This window comes from Aurantiacibacter gangjinensis (assembly GCF_001886695.1).
Lineage (GTDB): Bacteria > Pseudomonadota > Alphaproteobacteria > Sphingomonadales > Sphingomonadaceae > Alteraurantiacibacter > Alteraurantiacibacter gangjinensis.
The window spans coordinates 718,864-735,286 of record NZ_CP018097.1; the positions used below are offsets into that span (position 1 = coordinate 718,864).

A 16,423-nucleotide genomic window follows, 5' to 3' on the forward strand; every position below is an offset into this window, starting at 1 on the left:
GCGCGTCGATTGATCGCGCTGCGCTTTTGCGGCAGAGCTTTTTCGCGATGAACCGATCCTACCCCAACACTCGCCTCCGCCGCACGCGCGCGCACGGTTGGAGCCGCGCCATGCACCGCGAAACGGTAATGACCAGCGCGGACCTCATCTGGCCGCTTTTCGTCACCGATGGCAGCGATGCGGAAGAGCCGGTCGAGAGCTTGCCCGGCGTCTCTCGCTGGTCGGTCGACAATATCGCGAAGCGGGCCAAGGAAGCGGTCTCGCTCGGCATTCCGTGCATAGCGCTGTTTCCCAATACGCCCTCCGACCTGCGCAGTGACGATGGCGGCGAAGCGCTCAATCCCGACAATCTGATGTGCCGCGCGATCCGCGCCGTGCGCGATGCGTGTGGAACCGATATCGGCATCCTCACCGATGTCGCGCTCGACCCTTACACCAGCCACGGGCAGGACGGATTGCTGGATGATGCCGGGTATGTCGTAAACGACGATACCGTTGCCGTGCTGGTGGACCAGGCGGTAAACCAGGCGGAAGCGGGCGCGGATATCATCGCCCCGTCCGACATGATGGATGGCCGCGTGCGCGCGATCCGCATGGCGCTGGAAATGGCCGGTCACCACAATGTGCAGATCATGGCCTACGCCGCGAAATACGCCTCCGCCTTTTACGGCCCTTTCCGCGACGCGGTCGGATCGTCCGGCCTGCTGAAAGGCGACAAGACGACCTATCAGATGGACCCGGCCAATGCGGATGAGGCCATGGCCGAAATCGCGCTCGACATCGCCGAAGGTGCCGACAGCGTGATGGTGAAGCCGGGGCTGGCCTATCTCGACATCATCTGGCGCGCCAGGCAACGTTTTGACGTGCCCGTTTTCGCTTATCAGGTGAGCGGCGAATACGCTCTGATCGAGGCTGGAGCTCAACTCGGCATCGGTGATCGCGATGCCCTGCTGATGGAAAAGCTGCTCGCCTTCAAACGCGCCGGCTGCAGCGGCGTGCTGACTTATCACGCCCCCGCGGCCGCTCGCATCCTCAATGGCTGAGTTTCGACATGAAACGGAGCGGCTGGTGCTTCGCGACTGGCGCGAGGACGACTGGCCACGCTTCTGGGAATTGACCAATACGCCAGCCGTGATGCGCTGGCTGGGCCATGAAGCCGACGAGGAGACACGCAGTGCGGCGCGCGAGCGGGTCGAAGGCTATGCGCGCGATTACGGCCATACCTTCTGGCTGCTGGGCCGGCGCGACGATGGCGGACACCTTTCCGGCGAAATGCTGGGTTTTTGCGGGCTGAAACGCGGCAATGTCGAGGGGTCGCCCGTTTGCGGTATGGCCGAAATCGGCTGGCGTTTGCGTGAGGAGGCCTGGGGGCGCGGCTACGCCAGGGAAGCTGCGATGGCGAGCCTCGATCAGGGCTTTGGGCGGTTCGGCTACAAAGAGATTGCCGCCCTTACAGTAGAGGAAAATGGGGCGAGTTGGGGCCTGATGAAACGGCTCGGCATGCAACGGCGCGAGGATCTCGATTTCTACGACGAGAATTGGCCGGACGAATTCAACCCGACCATTGTGTATGCAATCGCCGCTGACCAATGGCGAGAAGCGCGCCCATGACCAGCTCGCGCCGCTGGCTTTACACGCTCATCATCTTCTCAGGTAGTTTCCTGCTCTTTCTGGTGCAGCCGATGGTGGCGCGCATGGCGCTGCCGCAGCTGGGCGGCGCACCCAATGTCTGGAACAGCGCCATGCTGGTTTACCAGGCGCTGCTGCTGGCGGGCTATGCCTATGCGCACTGGATCGGGCGATTTGCGCTTATCAAACAGGGCTTGATCCATTTGGCCGTGCTTGGGCTCGGCGCGCTGACCCTGCCGGTGGCGCTGGCCGATATCGCGCCGCCGCAGGCCGGATATGAAGCGCTGTGGGTGCCGTGGCTATTCCTCCTCACCGTCGGACCCGCCTTTTTCGCGGTCTCGGCGCAGGCGCCGCTGATCCAGCGCTGGTATGCTGCGCATCCTGATGCCGGCGACCCCTATTCGCTTTACGCTGCCAGCAATCTGGGCAGTTTTGCAGGGCTTATCGCCTATCCGCTGCTGGCAGAGCCGCTGCTGCCACTGGGCGCGCAGAGCCTCTACTGGGCCATCGGTTATGGCGGCGTGCTGCTGCTGGTCGCCGCAGCGGTGGCGAGCCGGCGTGGCATCGCTGCTCCTGCGCACAAAACGGCGAGCCATGCTGCCGCGGACGTAGCACCGGACGGCAAAACGATCGCCTTGTGGCTGGCGCTCTCGGCAGTGCCTTCGGGCCTGATGCTGTCGACCACCAGCTTCCTCACCACCGACATCATGGCGATGCCGCTACTCTGGGTCATCCCGCTGGGGCTGTACCTGCTCAGCTTCACCATCGCCTTTGCGCGCAATCGAGCTCTGGCGCAGGTCCTCGTGGTGCTGGCACCCATCATCCTGCTGATCGATGGCGGCCTCGCCATGTTTGCAGCCGGGCGGGCCAATCTGCTGGCGGCGATCATCAGCGTGGTTCTGCTTTTCGTGACCGCGGTGGCTCTGCACAGCAGGCTCTATACCTTGCGGCCCGACCCCGCCCATTTGACGCGGTTCTACCTTGTGATGGCTGCGGGTGGAGCGCTCGGCGGTCTGTTCACCGCCTTGGTCGCTCCGCTGGTGTTCGACTGGACGTGGGAGCACCCGCTGCTGATCCTCGCCGCCGCTGCGCTGGTGCCGCTCGACGTGTGGAAGCGCCTGCTTGGCCGGCTTTCGATAGCGCCGAACACGCTGCGCATCGCGCTGATCGTCGGCATCTTCGTGCTCTTCAATGCGGCCTTGCTCATCTACCAGCGGACCGAAGCCGTGCGCGTGCTGGGTGCGGCGGAAGGCGCGATGCTGCTTGTCCTGCTAACAGCCGCCATCGCGATGATGGTGCGGCGCTGGTCCTATGTTGCCATGACCTTCGCGCTCCTCGTGGGCCTTGGCGGGCTGGCGAACCTGCAAACCAGTTTCGAAGGCGCGCGTGAACGCAGCTATTTCGGTATCTATTCGGTGCAGGAACAAGCCGATGGGGATGTGCTGTTGATGCATGGAACGACCATTCACGGCATCCAGCGGAGCGGCGCGGATGCGCTGGAGCCGACGGCCTATTTCGGCCGCGAGTCCGGCGTCGGCCTTGCGCTAGAGAATGCCGGATCGGTCGTCGGTTCGCAGGCGCGGATCGGCGTCGTCGGGCTGGGGATCGGCACGCTAGCCTGTTATCGCCAGCCGGGGCAGGACTGGACCTTTTTCGAGCTGGACCCCGAAGTGCTGCGCTATTCCGAGCGCGGCGATTTCACCTTCATGTCCTCCTGCGCGCCCAATGCCGACATTGTCGTTGGCGATGCGCGGCTGGAATTGCAGGCGCTACCCGCAAACAGCTTCGAGGTGCTAGTCATCGACGCCTTTTCCTCGGACGCCATTCCGCTGCACTTGCTCACGGCAGAGGCTCTGGCCGTGTATGACAACGTGCTGACCGAGGACGGTGTGTTGTTGATGCATATCTCCAATCGCTATGTCCGGCTGGAGCCGGTAGTGGCGCGGTTGGCAGAAACGAGCGGTTTCTACGCCATGCAATTGTCGAGCGAAGCGGATATGGCGCATGACCTCTATTCGTCGAACTGGATCGCGCTGTCTGCCAGCCGTGCGCCGCTGGACCGGCTTTCCACGACCGGCGCATGGCGCCTGCTGGCCCCGCCCGAAGGTCCGGTATGGACCGACGATTACGCGTCCATCCTGCCCTATCTCGTCTGGGAGAATTTCCTGTGAGCCTGACCGACTGCTTCCCCGACGCCACCATCCTGCCCTTCGATGGTAAGGAGCCGCAGATCCACGAGACCGCTTTCGTCGCGCCCGGCGCGCGCATTATCGGCGATGTGACGATCGGGCCGGAAGCGAGCGTGTGGTACAATTGCGTGCTGCGCGGCGACATCCACCGCATCGAGGTGGGGGCGCGCTCCAACGTGCAGGATGGCAGCGTCTTCCATGTCGAAGGCCCGCGCCCCGACACTGATGGCGAACCGACCATCATCGGCGAGGATTGCGTGATCGGGCACATGGCTGTCGTTCACGGAGCGCAGCTGGCGGATCGCGCTTTTGTAGGTATGGGCGCGGTCGCTATGGACGGCGCGCGCATTGCGACAGGCGGGATGCTTGGGGCCGGCGCGCTGCTCAGCCCCGGCAAGCGTATCGGCGAAGGCGAAATCTGGATTGGTCGCCCGGCGAAGTATTATCGCACGCAGGATGATGCACAGATCGCGAAGATCAAATTCCAGACCGAGCGCTATTGTAAGCTGGCGCAGCGTCACCTGGCGGAGTTGCGCAGCGCAACTTCTTAATCCCGCACCAGTGCCTTTAGCGCCTCGATCCGGTCCGCTTCATGCACCGGCTTGTCCCAGCGGATGCGGTGGATGCGGGGGAAGCGCATGGCGAGGCCGCTCTTGTGGCGTTTGCTGGTATGTATCGAATCGAACGCCACCTCGAACACCAGCGTCCGCCCGACCTCGCGCACCGGGCCGAAGCGGTTGAGCGTCGTCTGCCGCACCAGCCGGTCGAGCTTCTTGAGCTCCGCATCGGTGAAGCCCGAATAAGCTTTACCCACCGGCAGCAATTCCGCACCTTCGTCCGGGTCGCCGTCCCAGCAGCCGAATGTGTAGTCGGAATAGAAGCTGGAGCGTTTGCCACTGCCGCGCTGGGCATACATCAGCACGCAATCGATCAGCAGCGGATCGCGCTTCCATTTGTACCACAATCCGGTCTTGCGACCGGCGATGTAGGGCGAGGTCTTTTGCTTCAGCATCAGCCCTTCGATGGCATCGTCGCGCGTGCCCTCGCGAATCTCGGCAAGATGGTCGAAATCACGCGCTTCGACCAGCTGGCTGAGATCGAAATGGGAATCGGGTAGGCGCGGCATCAGCGCCTCGAGCCGGTCACGCCGCGCTGTCCAGGCCGATGGGCGGATATCCTCGCCCTCCAGCATCAGCACATCGTAAAGCCGCACGAAGGCCGGGCTTTCGGTGAGCATCTTCTTGCTGACCGTTTTGCGCCCCAATCTCTGTTGCAGCGCGTTGAAGCTGGCAGCGCCGCCTTCCTCGCCGCCCTGCGTCGTGCCGCGCACGAGCAATTCGCCATCGAGCACTGCGGGAATGTCTAGCGCGCCGACCATTTCTGGGAAGGTCGCGGAGATGTCGTCACCGGAGCGCGAATAGACACGCGTCTCGCCCGCGACGTGCACCAGCTGCACGCGGATGCCGTCCCATTTCCACTCCGCCGCGTAATCGGCGAGATCGACGACCGTTTCCTCCAGCGGGTGGGCCAACATGAAGGGGCGGAAAAGCGGGATATTCTCGGTATCGGGTGGCTCGGCACCGTCGGCAGCCCAGGCGAACAGCTCTTCATAGGGCGGCTCCAGCGCGTGCCAGTATTCCTCCACCTCGTCGACATCGACATCGAAAGCCTGCGCGAACGCCACCTTCGCGAGCCGCGAGGACACGCCCACGCGCATGCCGCCCGTAGCCAGCTTGAAGAGCGCATAACGGCCCGACGCATCGAGCCGGTCGAGCAGTTTGGGAAGTTCGCTCAGCACGCTCACCCGCGTCATCGCGGAGAGCGCATCGACCGCCTCGCTCACCGTGGGCGGCGGCGCCGTCTCGCCCAGCGGATCGGGCCAGAGGAAGCTGGCAGTTTCCGCAGTGTCGCCCACAAAGTCGCGGCTGAGCGTCCAGAGCACGGGATCGACCCGCTCTTTCAGCATGTTGCGGATGGTGGAGGATTTGACCGCAGGGAAATCCAGCCCGCCAGTCAACGCGGCGAGCGCCCATCCACGATCGGGATCGGGAGTTGCGCGCAGATACTCCGAGATCAGCCGCAATTTCTCATTGCGGCTGCGCGTATAGACGAGCGCTTCGACAAGGGCGGCGAACTCTTCCACCTATTCGTCCTCATCCTCCCGACCCACCATGGCGAGCGCGCGGGCGCGGCGCTGGTGCAGCTGGTGCCAGCGTAGCAGCGCCTCCTCGCGGCCATGGGTGATCCACGTTTCCTGCGGATCGACTTCCTGGATCGTGCGGGTGAGTTCGTGCCAGTCGGCATGGTCGGAAATGACCAGCGGCAGCTCGACATTGCGCTGCCGGGCGCGCTGGCGCACGCGCATCCAGCCGCTGGCCATGGCGGTGATAGGCTCGGGCAGGCGGCGGCTCCAGCGATCATTGAGGGCAGAGGGCGGTGCGACCACGATATGGCCGCGAATATCGTCCTTCGTGTGGTCCATCACCATGCGCAATTCGCCGAGGTCGACTCCGAATTCCTCGTAGAGCCGACACATCTTCTCCATCGCGCCGTGCAGATAGATCGGCTGCGTATGTCCGGCAGCGCGCAATTCCGCGATCACGCGCTGCGCCTTGCCCAGCGCATAGGCGCCCACCAGCACGCAGCGATCGGGATAGGCTGCCAACCGCTCCAGCAGCTTGGCCATCTCGTCCTCGATCGGTGGATGGGTAAAGAGCGGCAGGCCGAAGGTCGCCTCGGTGATGAAGATATCGCAGGGCGTGACCTCGAAAGGCGGACAGGTCGGGTCCGGGCGGCGCTTGTAATCGCCGGTGATGACGACGCGCTCGCCCGCATGCTCCAGCAGGATCTGCGCGCTGCCCAGCACGTGACCGGCGGGGATATAGGTCGCATCCACTCCGCCATCGAGTCGGATCGTTTCGCCATATTCGACCGGACGGGTGTCGCCGCCATCGGGGCCTTCGCCGGTACGGTAGCGCAGTGCCATGATCGCCAGTGTTTCGGGCGTAGCGACAGTCTTGCCGTGGCCGCCGCGCGCATGGTCTGCATGGCCGTGTGTCACCAGTGCCTTGCCGACCGGCTTGGACGGGTCGACCCAGCAATCGGCAGGCGGGATATAGACCCCGTGCGGGTCCGGCTTGATCCATGAAAACGGCGCGGCCATCGCCTGTTAAAAGTAGCGCGGCGCGACTTTCGTTCCGTTTACTGCGCGGGATCGCGATTTTGCCAAGCCTCGACATCCGCGTCGTAGCGCAGGATGCGGTTGCGCGGATCGACGAGATAGGGTTGGCTTGGCCAGTCCAGCTCGATCCGACCATGACCGTCCGCCATCGCCACGGTGCGGACCTCATCGCCTATGCGCACTTCCACCGGCATGGCGAAGGGCAGGCGCGAGGGCGTGTGCCAGCGCAGGGTGAGCATGTCGCCATCCTGCATCACATCGAGCCGCGGCATCTCCGCCTGATAGAAATAGGCATCGAAAAACCATTCCAGATCGCGGCCGGTGCTGTCCTGCAAAATCTGCCGGAAGTCTTCGGTCGTGCGGCTGACCGGAGCAAGATTGCCAGGCTCGGGATCATGCGTGCCGTATGTGAGCATGGTGATGGCGGGGAACAGCGCCTCGTCGCCGACCAGATAGCGCAGCGTGTGCATGATCCAGCTGCCCTTGAAGTAGATATCATCGCCCCAGCGCGCTTCGCGGTCATTGTAGTCGGGCAGCTCGCCTTCGGGCGGCACGAGCGGCACGCGGCTCCACACGCGCTGGCGCTGGCGCCACATCTCCGCATCGTAGAGCATCTCACCGCGCGCCCATTCAAGGTAGAGCGGCTGGGTCCAGGTAGTGATCCCTTCGTGCAGCCACATGTGGTTGATGCTGGCATGGGTCAGTTGGTTGGCGAACCATTCATGCGCGAATTCGTGCTGTAACAGCCAGTCATGCCCATTGCTTTCCGGGCGGAAGCGGTTGCCGTAGGCGTTGATGGTCTGGTGCTCCATGCCCAGATGCGGCGTCTCGGCGACCCCGGCCTTTTCGTCTCCGAAGGGATAGGGGCCGAACCTCTCTTCCATGAAAGTGATCTGGTCGGCCATTTCGCCCAGCAGGCGGTTCGCGCCTTCTTCATTGCCCGTCAGGTGCCAGAAGCGCAGCGGTATGGTGTTGCCGAAACGACTCTCGTAGTCGCGCTCGGCCACTTCATAAGGCGCGATCTGAAGGGTGACACCGTAATTGTTCGGGTCGCGGGCCTGCCAATGCCATACCGTGTTTTCATCGACCTCATGCGACCAGACCAGCCGGCCGTTCGCGGCCGCGACCAGCGGTGTCGGAACGGAGATCAGCAGGTCCAGCGTGCCGATCCGTACAGAGGAATGATCGATGCACGGCCAGAACATATCGCAGCCTTCGCCCTGTATGGCCGTGGCGATCCATGGCTGGCCTTCCGGCGTTTCCGCCCATACGATTCCGCCGTCCCAGGGAGGATTGACCGCTTCGTGCGGCTGACCGCTCCAGCCGATAGTGACCTCGACCGGCTCGCCGGCAGGAATTGCCTGCGGCAAATCGATGGTCAAAAGGCCATCGGGATTGGCATAGTCGCTGCGGTCGACAGACTGCTCGCCAACATAGACCGCATCAATCGTAAAGCGCGGTGCGAGGTCGAATTGCAGCTGTTCCAATTGCTCGGTCGGTTGAACCGTCATCACCGCCCTGCCGGAGATGGAGCGGCCTTCCGGAGCGACCGTGATCGCCAGCGTCACCTGCGGTAGCCTTACCGCACCACGCGGCCCTTCGAGCGGAATGTCCGTCTGCGCCGTGCGCTCGGCTATTCGCGGCGATTCTTGTGCGGCGACGGGTGTGGCACAAAAAAGCGCGGCGAGAGCCAGTGCCCCCGCCGCGCCATTGTTCGGTTTGCTGAAACGGATCATGCGGGCAGACTACCCGCCGCGCACGCTTCCGCCTAGTCCTCCGATGCCTCGCCCTTGTCGCCATCGTCCGATGTCGGCGCATCGGGCTTTTTCGGCTCGGACTTGCTAGTTGCCGGGTTCTTCTTCGGTGCAGCCTTCTTCTTCGGCTTTCCCTTGGGCGGTGCGGGCGTCAGCTCGAAGGCGAGCTTGTCGTCCTTCACGCTCACATGCACCTCGCCGCCGCTGGCGAGCTTGCCGAACAGCAACTCTTCGGCGAGCGGCTGCTTGACCTTTTCCTGGATCAGGCGGCTCATCGGGCGGGCACCCATCAGCTTGTCATAGCCGCGCTTGCCCAGCCATTCGCGCGCATCGCCATCGAACTGGATGTGCACGTTCTGCTCGGCCAGCTGCAATTCCAGCTGCAGGATGAACTTGTCGACCACGCGGCTGATCGTCTCGCTACCGAGATAGCCGAAGGGCACCACCGCATCGAGACGATTGCGGAATTCGGGCGTGAACATTTTCTTCACTGCCTCTTCCGACGCCTCCACCTTTTGCCCTGCACCGAAGCCGATGCCCTGCTTGGCCGCATCCGATGCGCCCGCATTGGTCGTCATGATGAGGACCACGTTGCGGAAATCGACGGTCTTGCCGTGATGGTCGGTCAGCTTGCCGTTATCCATCACCTGCAACAGGATGTTGAACAGGTCCGGATGCGCCTTCTCGATCTCGTCCAGCAGCAGTACGCAATGCGGATGCTGGTCGATGGCATCGGTCAAAAGGCCGCCCTGGTCGTAGCCGACATAGCCCGGAGGCGCACCGATAAGGCGCGACACGCTGTGCCGCTCCATATATTCGGACATGTCGAAGCGCTTCAGTTCGATACCCATGATCTCGGCCAGCTGGCGTGCGACTTCGGTCTTGCCGACACCGGTGGGGCCGGAGAACAGGAAGCTGCCGATGGGCTTGTCCGCTTCGCGCAAGCCCGCACGGCTCAGCTTCATCGCGGTCGACAGCCGCTCGATAGCTTCGTCCTGCCCGTAAACGACGCGCTTCAGGTCTTTTTCGAGGCTGCCGAGCGCCTTCTTATCATCCTTGCTGACAGACTTCGGAGGAATGCGCGCCATCGTCGCGATGACCTTTTCGATCTCCTTGGCGGTGATCGTCTTGCGCCTGCGGCTGGGCGGCACGAGCATCTGCATCGCGCCGACCTCATCGATCACATCGATCGCCTTGTCGGGCAGCTTGCGGTCGTTGATGTAGCGCGCGCTCATCTCGACCGCGGTCTTGATGGCATCGGGCGTGTATTTGACCTTGTGGTGCTCTTCGAAAGCGCTTCGCAGCCCCTTGAGGATCTTCACCGTATCCTCGACCGTGGGCTCGTTCACGTCGATCTTCTGGAAGCGGCGCAGCAGGGCGCGGTCCTTTTCGAAGTGGTTGCGGAATTCCTTATAGGTGGTGGAGCCGACACAGCGGATCGCCCCGCTGGAAAGCGCGGGTTTCAGGAGGTTGGAGGCATCCATCGCGCCACCACTGGTCGCGCCAGCGCCGATGACGGTGTGAATTTCGTCAATGAAAAGAATGGCTTCGGGCATCTTCTCGAGTTCGTTCACGACCTGCTTCAGCCGCTCCTCGAAATCGCCGCGATAGCGTGTACCCGCCAGCAGTGCGCCCATGTCGAGCGAGTAGATGACGGCATCTTCCAACACTTCGGGCACGTCGCCTTCGACGATCTTACGCGCGAGGCCTTCCGCAATGGCGGTTTTGCCGACGCCCGGATCGCCGACGTAAAGCGGATTGTTCTTCGAGCGGCGGCAGAGAATCTGCACCGTGCGGTCCACTTCCGGGCCGCGGCCGATCAGCGGGTCGATCCGACCGTCCAGCGCCTTCTGGTTCAGGTTGACGCAGAACTGGTCGAGCGCACTTTCCTTCTTGTTCTTGTCCGCCTTGGTATCGCCCGCCTGGCCCTGCGCCTCGTCCTCGACGCCGGTAGGCGAGCGATCCTCGATCTGCTTCCCATTCTTGCCGATACCGTGGCTGATAAAGCTGACGGCATCGAGGCGGCTCATATCCTGCTGCTGCAGGAAATAGACCGCATAGCTGTCCCGTTCGGAAAACAGGGCGACCAGCACGTTGGCGCCTGTCACCGTGTCCTTGCCGGAGGATTGCACATGCAGGATGGCACGCTGGATCACGCGCTGGAAGCCGGCCGTGGGCTGCGGATCGGCGTCTTCATCCGTCTTAAGTGACTGATATTCCTGATCAAGATACTGGCGCACCACATTGCCCAGCTCGTCCATATCGACCCCGCAAGCCGTCATGACGTCACCGGCATCCGGGTCTTCGACAAGCGCCAGCAGCAAGTGCTCCAGCGTCGCATATTCATGCGCGCGGTCGATTGCATGCTGGATCGCGTGATGCAGGGTCTTTTCGAGGTTTTGGGCGAAACTGGGCATTATGGTCCTTGGTCGGCAAGAGCCGTTTGGTGTGGATATCGGGAGGCTGCACCGGAGATGGTGAATATGGGCCTAACGGCCGGGATGCATCGCGAGGGGCGCGACCATCTCCCGGCATGTGAAAGCAATATGGGGCCGATCCGCCCGTTGTGTAGGGGTGCGAAAGGCTGCCCCTTCGCCATCAATCGGTATCGCGCGGCTTGAACAATGCGTCTGCCACTGTGCGATGGTCTGCCGCCTTTGCGTGATGGGCTTTTACACGGGCGATTTCCGCTTCAAGCAGCTGCACGCGCGCCATCAATTCATCCTGGGAATAGCTCTCGAGGTTTTCGCCAGCCAATTGGCCGGCCGCGTCGGAGCGCATGCGCGGAAGATCGTCATCGTGCATGGTGGGGAACATTCCGGCAGACCCGCTTGCTGTCAATGGTGGCCCGCTTTAGGGCTGTGCACGGTCGGTTGAAGACCGCGCCGCAGGGAACGCGACTGGCGCACGCAAGAGGGGCAGATGACAATGGGCGAAACCGTTCCCGATACAATGGCAGCGATCCGCATTGCAGAGCCGGGCGGTCCCGAAGTGCTGGAGCATGTCACGCTCCCCGTACCGCAGCCGGGCAAGGGCGAGGTGCTGGTCAAGGTCAGCCATGCTGGCGTGAACCGGCCCGATTGCCTGCAACGCGCGGGTCTCTACCCGCCTCCGCCGGGCGCCTCGCCACTGCCCGGGCTGGAAGTGTCCGGCGCGATCGTGGCGCTGGGTGAAGGCGTCGATCCGGCGGAAAAGGGCAAGCGCGTCTGCGCGCTGGTGAATGGCGGGGGCTATGCCGCCTATTGCATCGCGCGGCCCGAGCACTGCCTGCCCGTACCCAAGGCGCTTTCCATGGTGGAAGCGGCGGCCATGCCCGAGACGCTCTTCACCGTGTGGCACAATGTGTTCGAGCGCGGGCTGGCGCGCGACGGCGAGACCTTGCTGGTGCATGGCGGCACGAGCGGGATCGGCACGATGGCAATTGCGCTGGCGAAGCTGTTCGGCCTGCGCGTGATCGTGACCTGCGGCAGCGATGCGAAATGCGCCGCCGCGCGCGATGCGGGCGCCGACCTGGCGATCAATTACAAGATGGCGGACTTCGTCGAAGAGGTGCGCAATGCGACCGATGGCATGGGCGCGAATGTCATCCTCGACATGGTCGCGGGCGACTACACCGCGCGCAATCTCTCCTGTCTTGCAGAGGATGGCCGTCTGGTCGTGATTGCGGTGCTGGGCGGGGCGCAATCGACGATAAACATGGCGGGGCTGATGATGCGTCGCCAGACCATCACCGGCTCCACGCTGCGGGCGCGCTCCGACGTGTTCAAGGCCATGCTGACGGATGAGCTTTTCCGCGAGGTCTGGCCCGCCGTTGAGGATGGCGAACTGCGCCCGGTGATGGACGAGACCTTCCCGCTTAAGAGCGCGTCCCTCGCGCATACCCGCATGGAAGCGGGCGAGCATATCGGCAAGATCGTGCTGGAGGTCGGCTAGGGCCTATTTGCCCGCGCCCCAACCGCCTTCGCTGCCATCGCCATAACCGCCGCTATCGTAGCTGTCGGTCTCGTAAGCGGGCGCAGCGCCGGCAGCCCAGTCGTCCCCGCCACCATAGCTGTCGTCCGAGAAGCCGACCGGCTCATCATAGGCGCTGGCCGCGCCTGCCCACTCCATCATCGCGGAAGGATCGTTGAGCTGCGCCATCAGCTCCGGCTGCATGGCGATGCTGAACACCGATAGCGCATCGTTGACATCGGCCAGCGACCCGTAGCCGCTGGCATTCACATTGTCGGCCCACACGCGCATGCCCTGTTCCAGCATGTTCTCGCCGCGAATTTCGCTGACGACCATGTCTTCACCGTCGAATTCGTATTCGACACTGTCGAGATCGAGCGCGGCATGGATGCGGCTGCGATTCTCCTCCAACCGCTCGATCCGGTATTGCAGCACGCCGGCCGCGTTGCCGCCTGCATCGAGAAATTCGTAGCGTAATACGCCAGCTTCCGGAATGGTTGCACGCAGCGGAGCCAGCCCCACCAGGCTGCGCATCGCGCCGCCATCCATTGCTATCAGCTGGGCCTGCGCCTGTGACGTGCTGAGCGCCACGTCCACGCTGAAATCCTCTTCTCCCTCACCACATGCGGCGAGCGGCAGAGCCAGGAAAAGTGCTGCCAGTCGTTTCATCCGATCCCCCTGATTTGCGACGAACCTCGTGTAGAAACAGCGCGTTAAAATACGGTTTCTGGGCGCGAGCCCGTGACTCGCAAGCGTCACATTGTCGCCGAACTGCCGCCGTTCTGTGATTCGCGTGTCACAATCCTGCGGCAAGGGAATGGTCCCAAGGCAGCGCGCTGCGAGGGACAAAGACCATGCTCGACGATTATCTCAGGGGTCCGCTCGGCAATGGCGGCAATGTCGCCGCTTTCGCCGCGCTGGAGCGGCAGCAGCCCAGCATTCCCGAACGCTGCGACGGCGAGCGGCGCAAATATCGTACCGTCTGGATCAGCGATGTGCATCTGGGCACCAAGGGCTGCAATGCCGAATTGCTGATCAATTTTCTCGACAGCGTCGACAGCGAGACGATGTACCTTGTCGGCGACATTATCGATGGCTGGCGGCTGAAGAAGAAGTTCTACTGGCCCGGCGCGCATAACGACATCGTCTGGCGCATATTGAAGCGGGCCAAGCGCGGCACGCGGATCGTGTACATTCCCGGCAATCACGACGAGATGTTCCGCCAGTTCACCGGCCTGAATTTCGGCGGGATCGAGATCCGCCGCGCCGCTTTCCACGATACGGCCGATGGTCGCCGCCTGATGGTGCTGCATGGCGACGAATTCGATGCGGTCATGCTCTCGCATCGCTGGCTCGCCTTCGTCGGCGATGCCGCATATGATCTGCTGATGGGCGCGAACCGCTGGGTGAACGCCGCCCGCCGCGCGTTCGACCTGCCCTATTGGTCGCTCTCCAAGATGGCCAAGCACAAGGTGAAGAACGCGGTCGAGTTCATCGGAAAGTACGAAGAAGTCGTGGCGCGAGCAGCAGGCGAGCGCGGCGTGGACGGCGTGGTCTGCGGCCATATCCACACCGCTGAACATCGCATGTTCGACCACAAGGGGCGCTCCATCGAATACTGGAACGACGGCGACTGGGTCGAAGGCTGTAATGCCCTGGTCGAGCACGAAGACGGCCGGATGGAAATCCTCAACTGGCCCGAAGTCGTCGCCGCGCGAACAGAGCGGGCGCAGGAAGAGGATGCCCGCATTGCTGAAGCCGCCTGATGTGAACCGCGATTACGCTCCCATGCGCATTGCCATCGTCACCGATGCCTGGCATCCGCAAGTCAACGGCGTGGTGCGTACGCTCGATGCTGTGATCGGTGAACTGCGCGGGCGCGGTCACGAAATAGAGGTGATATCGCCCGATCTTTTCCCGTCCGTCCCCGCGCCATCCTATCCCGAGATCAGGCTGGCATTGGCCGGGCGAAGGGGCGTCGGCGCGCGGCTGGCGGCGTTTGCACCGGGTTCGATCCACATCGCCACCGAAGGTCCGCTCGGCTGGGCGGCGCGGCGACACTGCATCGCCAACAGCCTGCCCTTCACCACAGCCTATCATACGCAATTCCCCGACTACGTGTCGCGCCGCACCGGGCTGCCCGCGGGATGCATCTGGCCGGTGATGCGTCGCTTTCACGCACCCGCCGCGCGGGTGATGGTGGCAACCGAGACAATCGCGCAGCAACTGTCCGCCAACCGTATCGGTCCGCTCCACCACTGGTCGCGCGGCGTCGATACAGCGATCTTCCACCCCGATCATCTGCCGCCCGAATTCTATTTCTCCCTGCCGCGACCGATCCAGCTATATGTCGGCCGTGTCGCCGTGGAGAAGAACCTCGAAGCGTTTCTGGGTAGCGCCCATCCCGGATCGAAAGTCGTCGTCGGCGATGGCCCGGCGCTGGAAAAGCTGAGCGCGCAATATCCCGATGCCTATTTCATGGGACGCCGCACGGGCGAAGCGCTGGCGCGCTGCTATGCCGGGGCGGACGTGTTTGTCTTCCCCAGCCGCACCGACACGTTTGGGCTGGTGATGATCGAGGCGCTGGCCTGCGGCACGCCCGTCGCCGCCTATCCCGTCGCAGGTCCGCTGGATGTGCTTGATAGCGAGTGCGGCGTGATGGACGAGGATCTCGATGCCGCTATCGCAAGCGCGCTCCACCTCGACCGGCGCACCTGCCGCCAGATCGGGCGCGGCTTCAGCTGGTCTGCGAGCGCCAATCAGTTCCTCGCCGGATTGGAGCCGATCGGCGCTGCGCAAAGCGCGCGGCACCCGCGCCTGCTGAGTGCCTGACCCAGCGCCAAACGCGCAAATGCTTGCCGATCCGCCGCAAAGGGTCTACATCATTGCTTACATAACGGCCGTCCCGCGAGGGGCGGCCCTTTTATTTCCAGTTGGAGAAATACCGTGGCTGACCAGCCCAAGCCCCTTATGCCGCATGCGACCGCCAGCTGGCTGATCGACAATACCGGCCTCAGCTTCGCGCAGATCGCCGAGTTCTGCGGACTGCACATCCTTGAAGTGCAGGCCATGGCAGACGATTTGGCGGGCGCCAAATATACCGGCCGCGATCCCGTGCATTCGGGCGAGCTCACGCATGAGGAAATCAAGAAGGGCGAAGACAACGCCGACTATTCGCTGGTGATGCAGAAGGCGCCCGTCGATGTCAGCCGCACCAAGGGCCCGCGCTACACGCCGGTGTCCAAGCGGCAGGACAAGCCCGATGGCATTGCATGGATCCTGCGCAACCACCCGGAAATTTCCGACGCGCAGATCGGCAAGCTGATCGGCACGACGCGCAACACCATCAATGCGATCCGTGAGCGCAGCCACTGGAACATCCAGAACATCACGCCGAAGGATCCGGTAACGCTGGGCCTATGCTCGCAGCGCGAGCTGGATGCCGCTGTCGCCAAGGCTGCAAAGCGCGCCGCTGCCGCTGCGCCGGAAACCGCTGCCGAGGGCGAGGCCGAAGCCGAAGCACCCGTACAGCCGCGCGACGAGAAGCAGGAGCTGATCGCACAGCTGCAGCGCGAGCGTGAGGAGGCCACCAAGGCCGCCGCGCAGGCTGCGCAGGAGGCCGAGGCCGAAGCATGGCTGGAAGCGAAGCGTGCCGCTGAAACCGACGAAAATGGCGACATCAAGAACGATCCGCTGTGATCGACAGGTGATGCACCGCG

Annotated in this window: 14 protein-coding genes; 8 read left to right on the forward strand and 6 right to left on the reverse strand. The window is 63.4% G+C overall.

Going from position 1 to position 16,423, the window contains the following annotated elements; translation table 11 throughout:
- Positions 1–47 precede the first annotated feature (47 nt).
- From hemB to BMF35_RS03535, 4 genes are read left to right on the forward strand one after another with little or no spacing between them, the layout of a single operon-like run.
- Positions 48–1,043, forward strand: coding sequence for a porphobilinogen synthase (gene hemB / locus BMF35_RS03520; protein WP_047006940.1), 996 nt, complete (start codon positions 48–50; stop codon positions 1,041–1,043).
- A complete protein-coding gene (locus BMF35_RS03525; protein WP_047006941.1) occupies positions 1,036–1,611 on the forward strand; it encodes a GNAT family N-acetyltransferase in 576 nt (191 codons plus the stop codon). The genes hemB and BMF35_RS03525 overlap by 8 nt, the downstream gene beginning before the upstream one ends.
- A complete protein-coding gene (locus BMF35_RS03530; RefSeq protein ID WP_047006942.1) occupies positions 1,608–3,800 on the forward strand; it encodes a spermidine synthase in 2,193 nt (730 codons plus the stop codon). The genes BMF35_RS03525 and BMF35_RS03530 overlap by 4 nt, the downstream gene beginning before the upstream one ends.
- Complete coding sequence (locus BMF35_RS03535; protein ID WP_418202099.1) at positions 3,797–4,369, forward strand: gamma carbonic anhydrase family protein; 573 nt, start codon at positions 3,797–3,799, stop codon at positions 4,367–4,369. The genes BMF35_RS03530 and BMF35_RS03535 overlap by 4 nt, the downstream gene beginning before the upstream one ends.
- Here the strand turns inward: BMF35_RS03535 and BMF35_RS03540 are convergent.
- From BMF35_RS03540 to BMF35_RS03560, 5 genes are all read right to left on the reverse strand, one after another.
- Positions 4,366–5,961, reverse strand: coding sequence for a cisplatin damage response ATP-dependent DNA ligase (locus BMF35_RS03540; RefSeq protein WP_047006943.1), 1,596 nt, complete (start codon positions 5,959–5,961; stop codon positions 4,366–4,368). The genes BMF35_RS03535 and BMF35_RS03540 overlap by 4 nt on opposite strands.
- The gene (locus BMF35_RS03545) at positions 5,962–6,981 is read right to left on the reverse strand and encodes a ligase-associated DNA damage response exonuclease (protein ID WP_047006944.1); all 1,020 of its coding nucleotides are present in this window, start codon (positions 6,979–6,981) and stop codon (positions 5,962–5,964) included.
- Between the two features lie 38 nt (positions 6,982–7,019).
- Positions 7,020–8,735 (reverse strand): M1 family metallopeptidase, encoded by a 1,716-nt coding sequence (locus tag BMF35_RS03550; RefSeq protein ID WP_082115680.1) that lies wholly within the window; start codon positions 8,733–8,735, stop codon positions 7,020–7,022.
- 32 nt (positions 8,736–8,767) lie between these two features.
- Positions 8,768–11,170: an ATP-dependent Clp protease ATP-binding subunit ClpA gene (gene clpA / locus BMF35_RS03555; RefSeq protein ID WP_047006945.1), complete on the reverse strand. Its 2,403-nt coding sequence runs from the start codon at positions 11,168–11,170 to the stop codon at positions 8,768–8,770.
- 181 nt (positions 11,171–11,351) lie between these two features.
- On the reverse strand, positions 11,352–11,570 hold the full coding sequence (locus tag BMF35_RS03560) for a DUF1192 domain-containing protein (protein WP_335622566.1): 219 nt from the start codon (positions 11,568–11,570) through the stop codon (positions 11,352–11,354).
- A 111-nt stretch (positions 11,571–11,681) separates the two neighbouring features.
- On the opposite strand from BMF35_RS03560, the gene BMF35_RS03565 reads away from it, so the two are divergent.
- Positions 11,682–12,686 carry an NAD(P)H-quinone oxidoreductase gene (locus BMF35_RS03565; protein ID WP_047006946.1) on the forward strand — a complete coding sequence of 335 codons (1,005 nt, stop codon included), beginning with the start codon at positions 11,682–11,684 and terminating at the stop codon, positions 12,684–12,686.
- Positions 12,687–12,689: 3 nt separating this feature from the next.
- Here the strand turns inward: BMF35_RS03565 and BMF35_RS03570 are convergent, their stop codons facing one another.
- Positions 12,690–13,373 (reverse strand): hypothetical protein, encoded by a 684-nt coding sequence (locus BMF35_RS03570; protein ID WP_047006947.1) that lies wholly within the window; start codon positions 13,371–13,373, stop codon positions 12,690–12,692.
- Positions 13,374–13,558: 185 nt separating this feature from the next.
- Between BMF35_RS03570 and BMF35_RS03575 the strand changes: the two genes are divergently transcribed.
- The 3 genes from BMF35_RS03575 to BMF35_RS03585 all read left to right on the forward strand — a co-directional run bounded on the left by BMF35_RS03575 (position 13,559) and on the right by BMF35_RS03585 (position 16,403).
- Entirely contained in the window at positions 13,559–14,470 is a 912-nt protein-coding gene (locus BMF35_RS03575) for a UDP-2,3-diacylglucosamine diphosphatase (RefSeq protein ID WP_082115681.1), read from the forward strand.
- Positions 14,445–15,536, forward strand: a complete 1,092-nt coding sequence (locus BMF35_RS03580) for a glycosyltransferase family 4 protein (RefSeq protein WP_418202100.1) — start codon at positions 14,445–14,447, stop codon at positions 15,534–15,536. Before BMF35_RS03575 ends, BMF35_RS03580 begins: the two co-directional genes overlap by 26 nt.
- A gap of 138 nt (positions 15,537–15,674) precedes the next feature.
- Positions 15,675–16,403, forward strand: coding sequence for a DUF1013 domain-containing protein (locus BMF35_RS03585; RefSeq protein WP_047006948.1), 729 nt, complete (start codon positions 15,675–15,677; stop codon positions 16,401–16,403).
- The last annotated feature ends 20 nt before the right edge of the window (positions 16,404–16,423 follow it).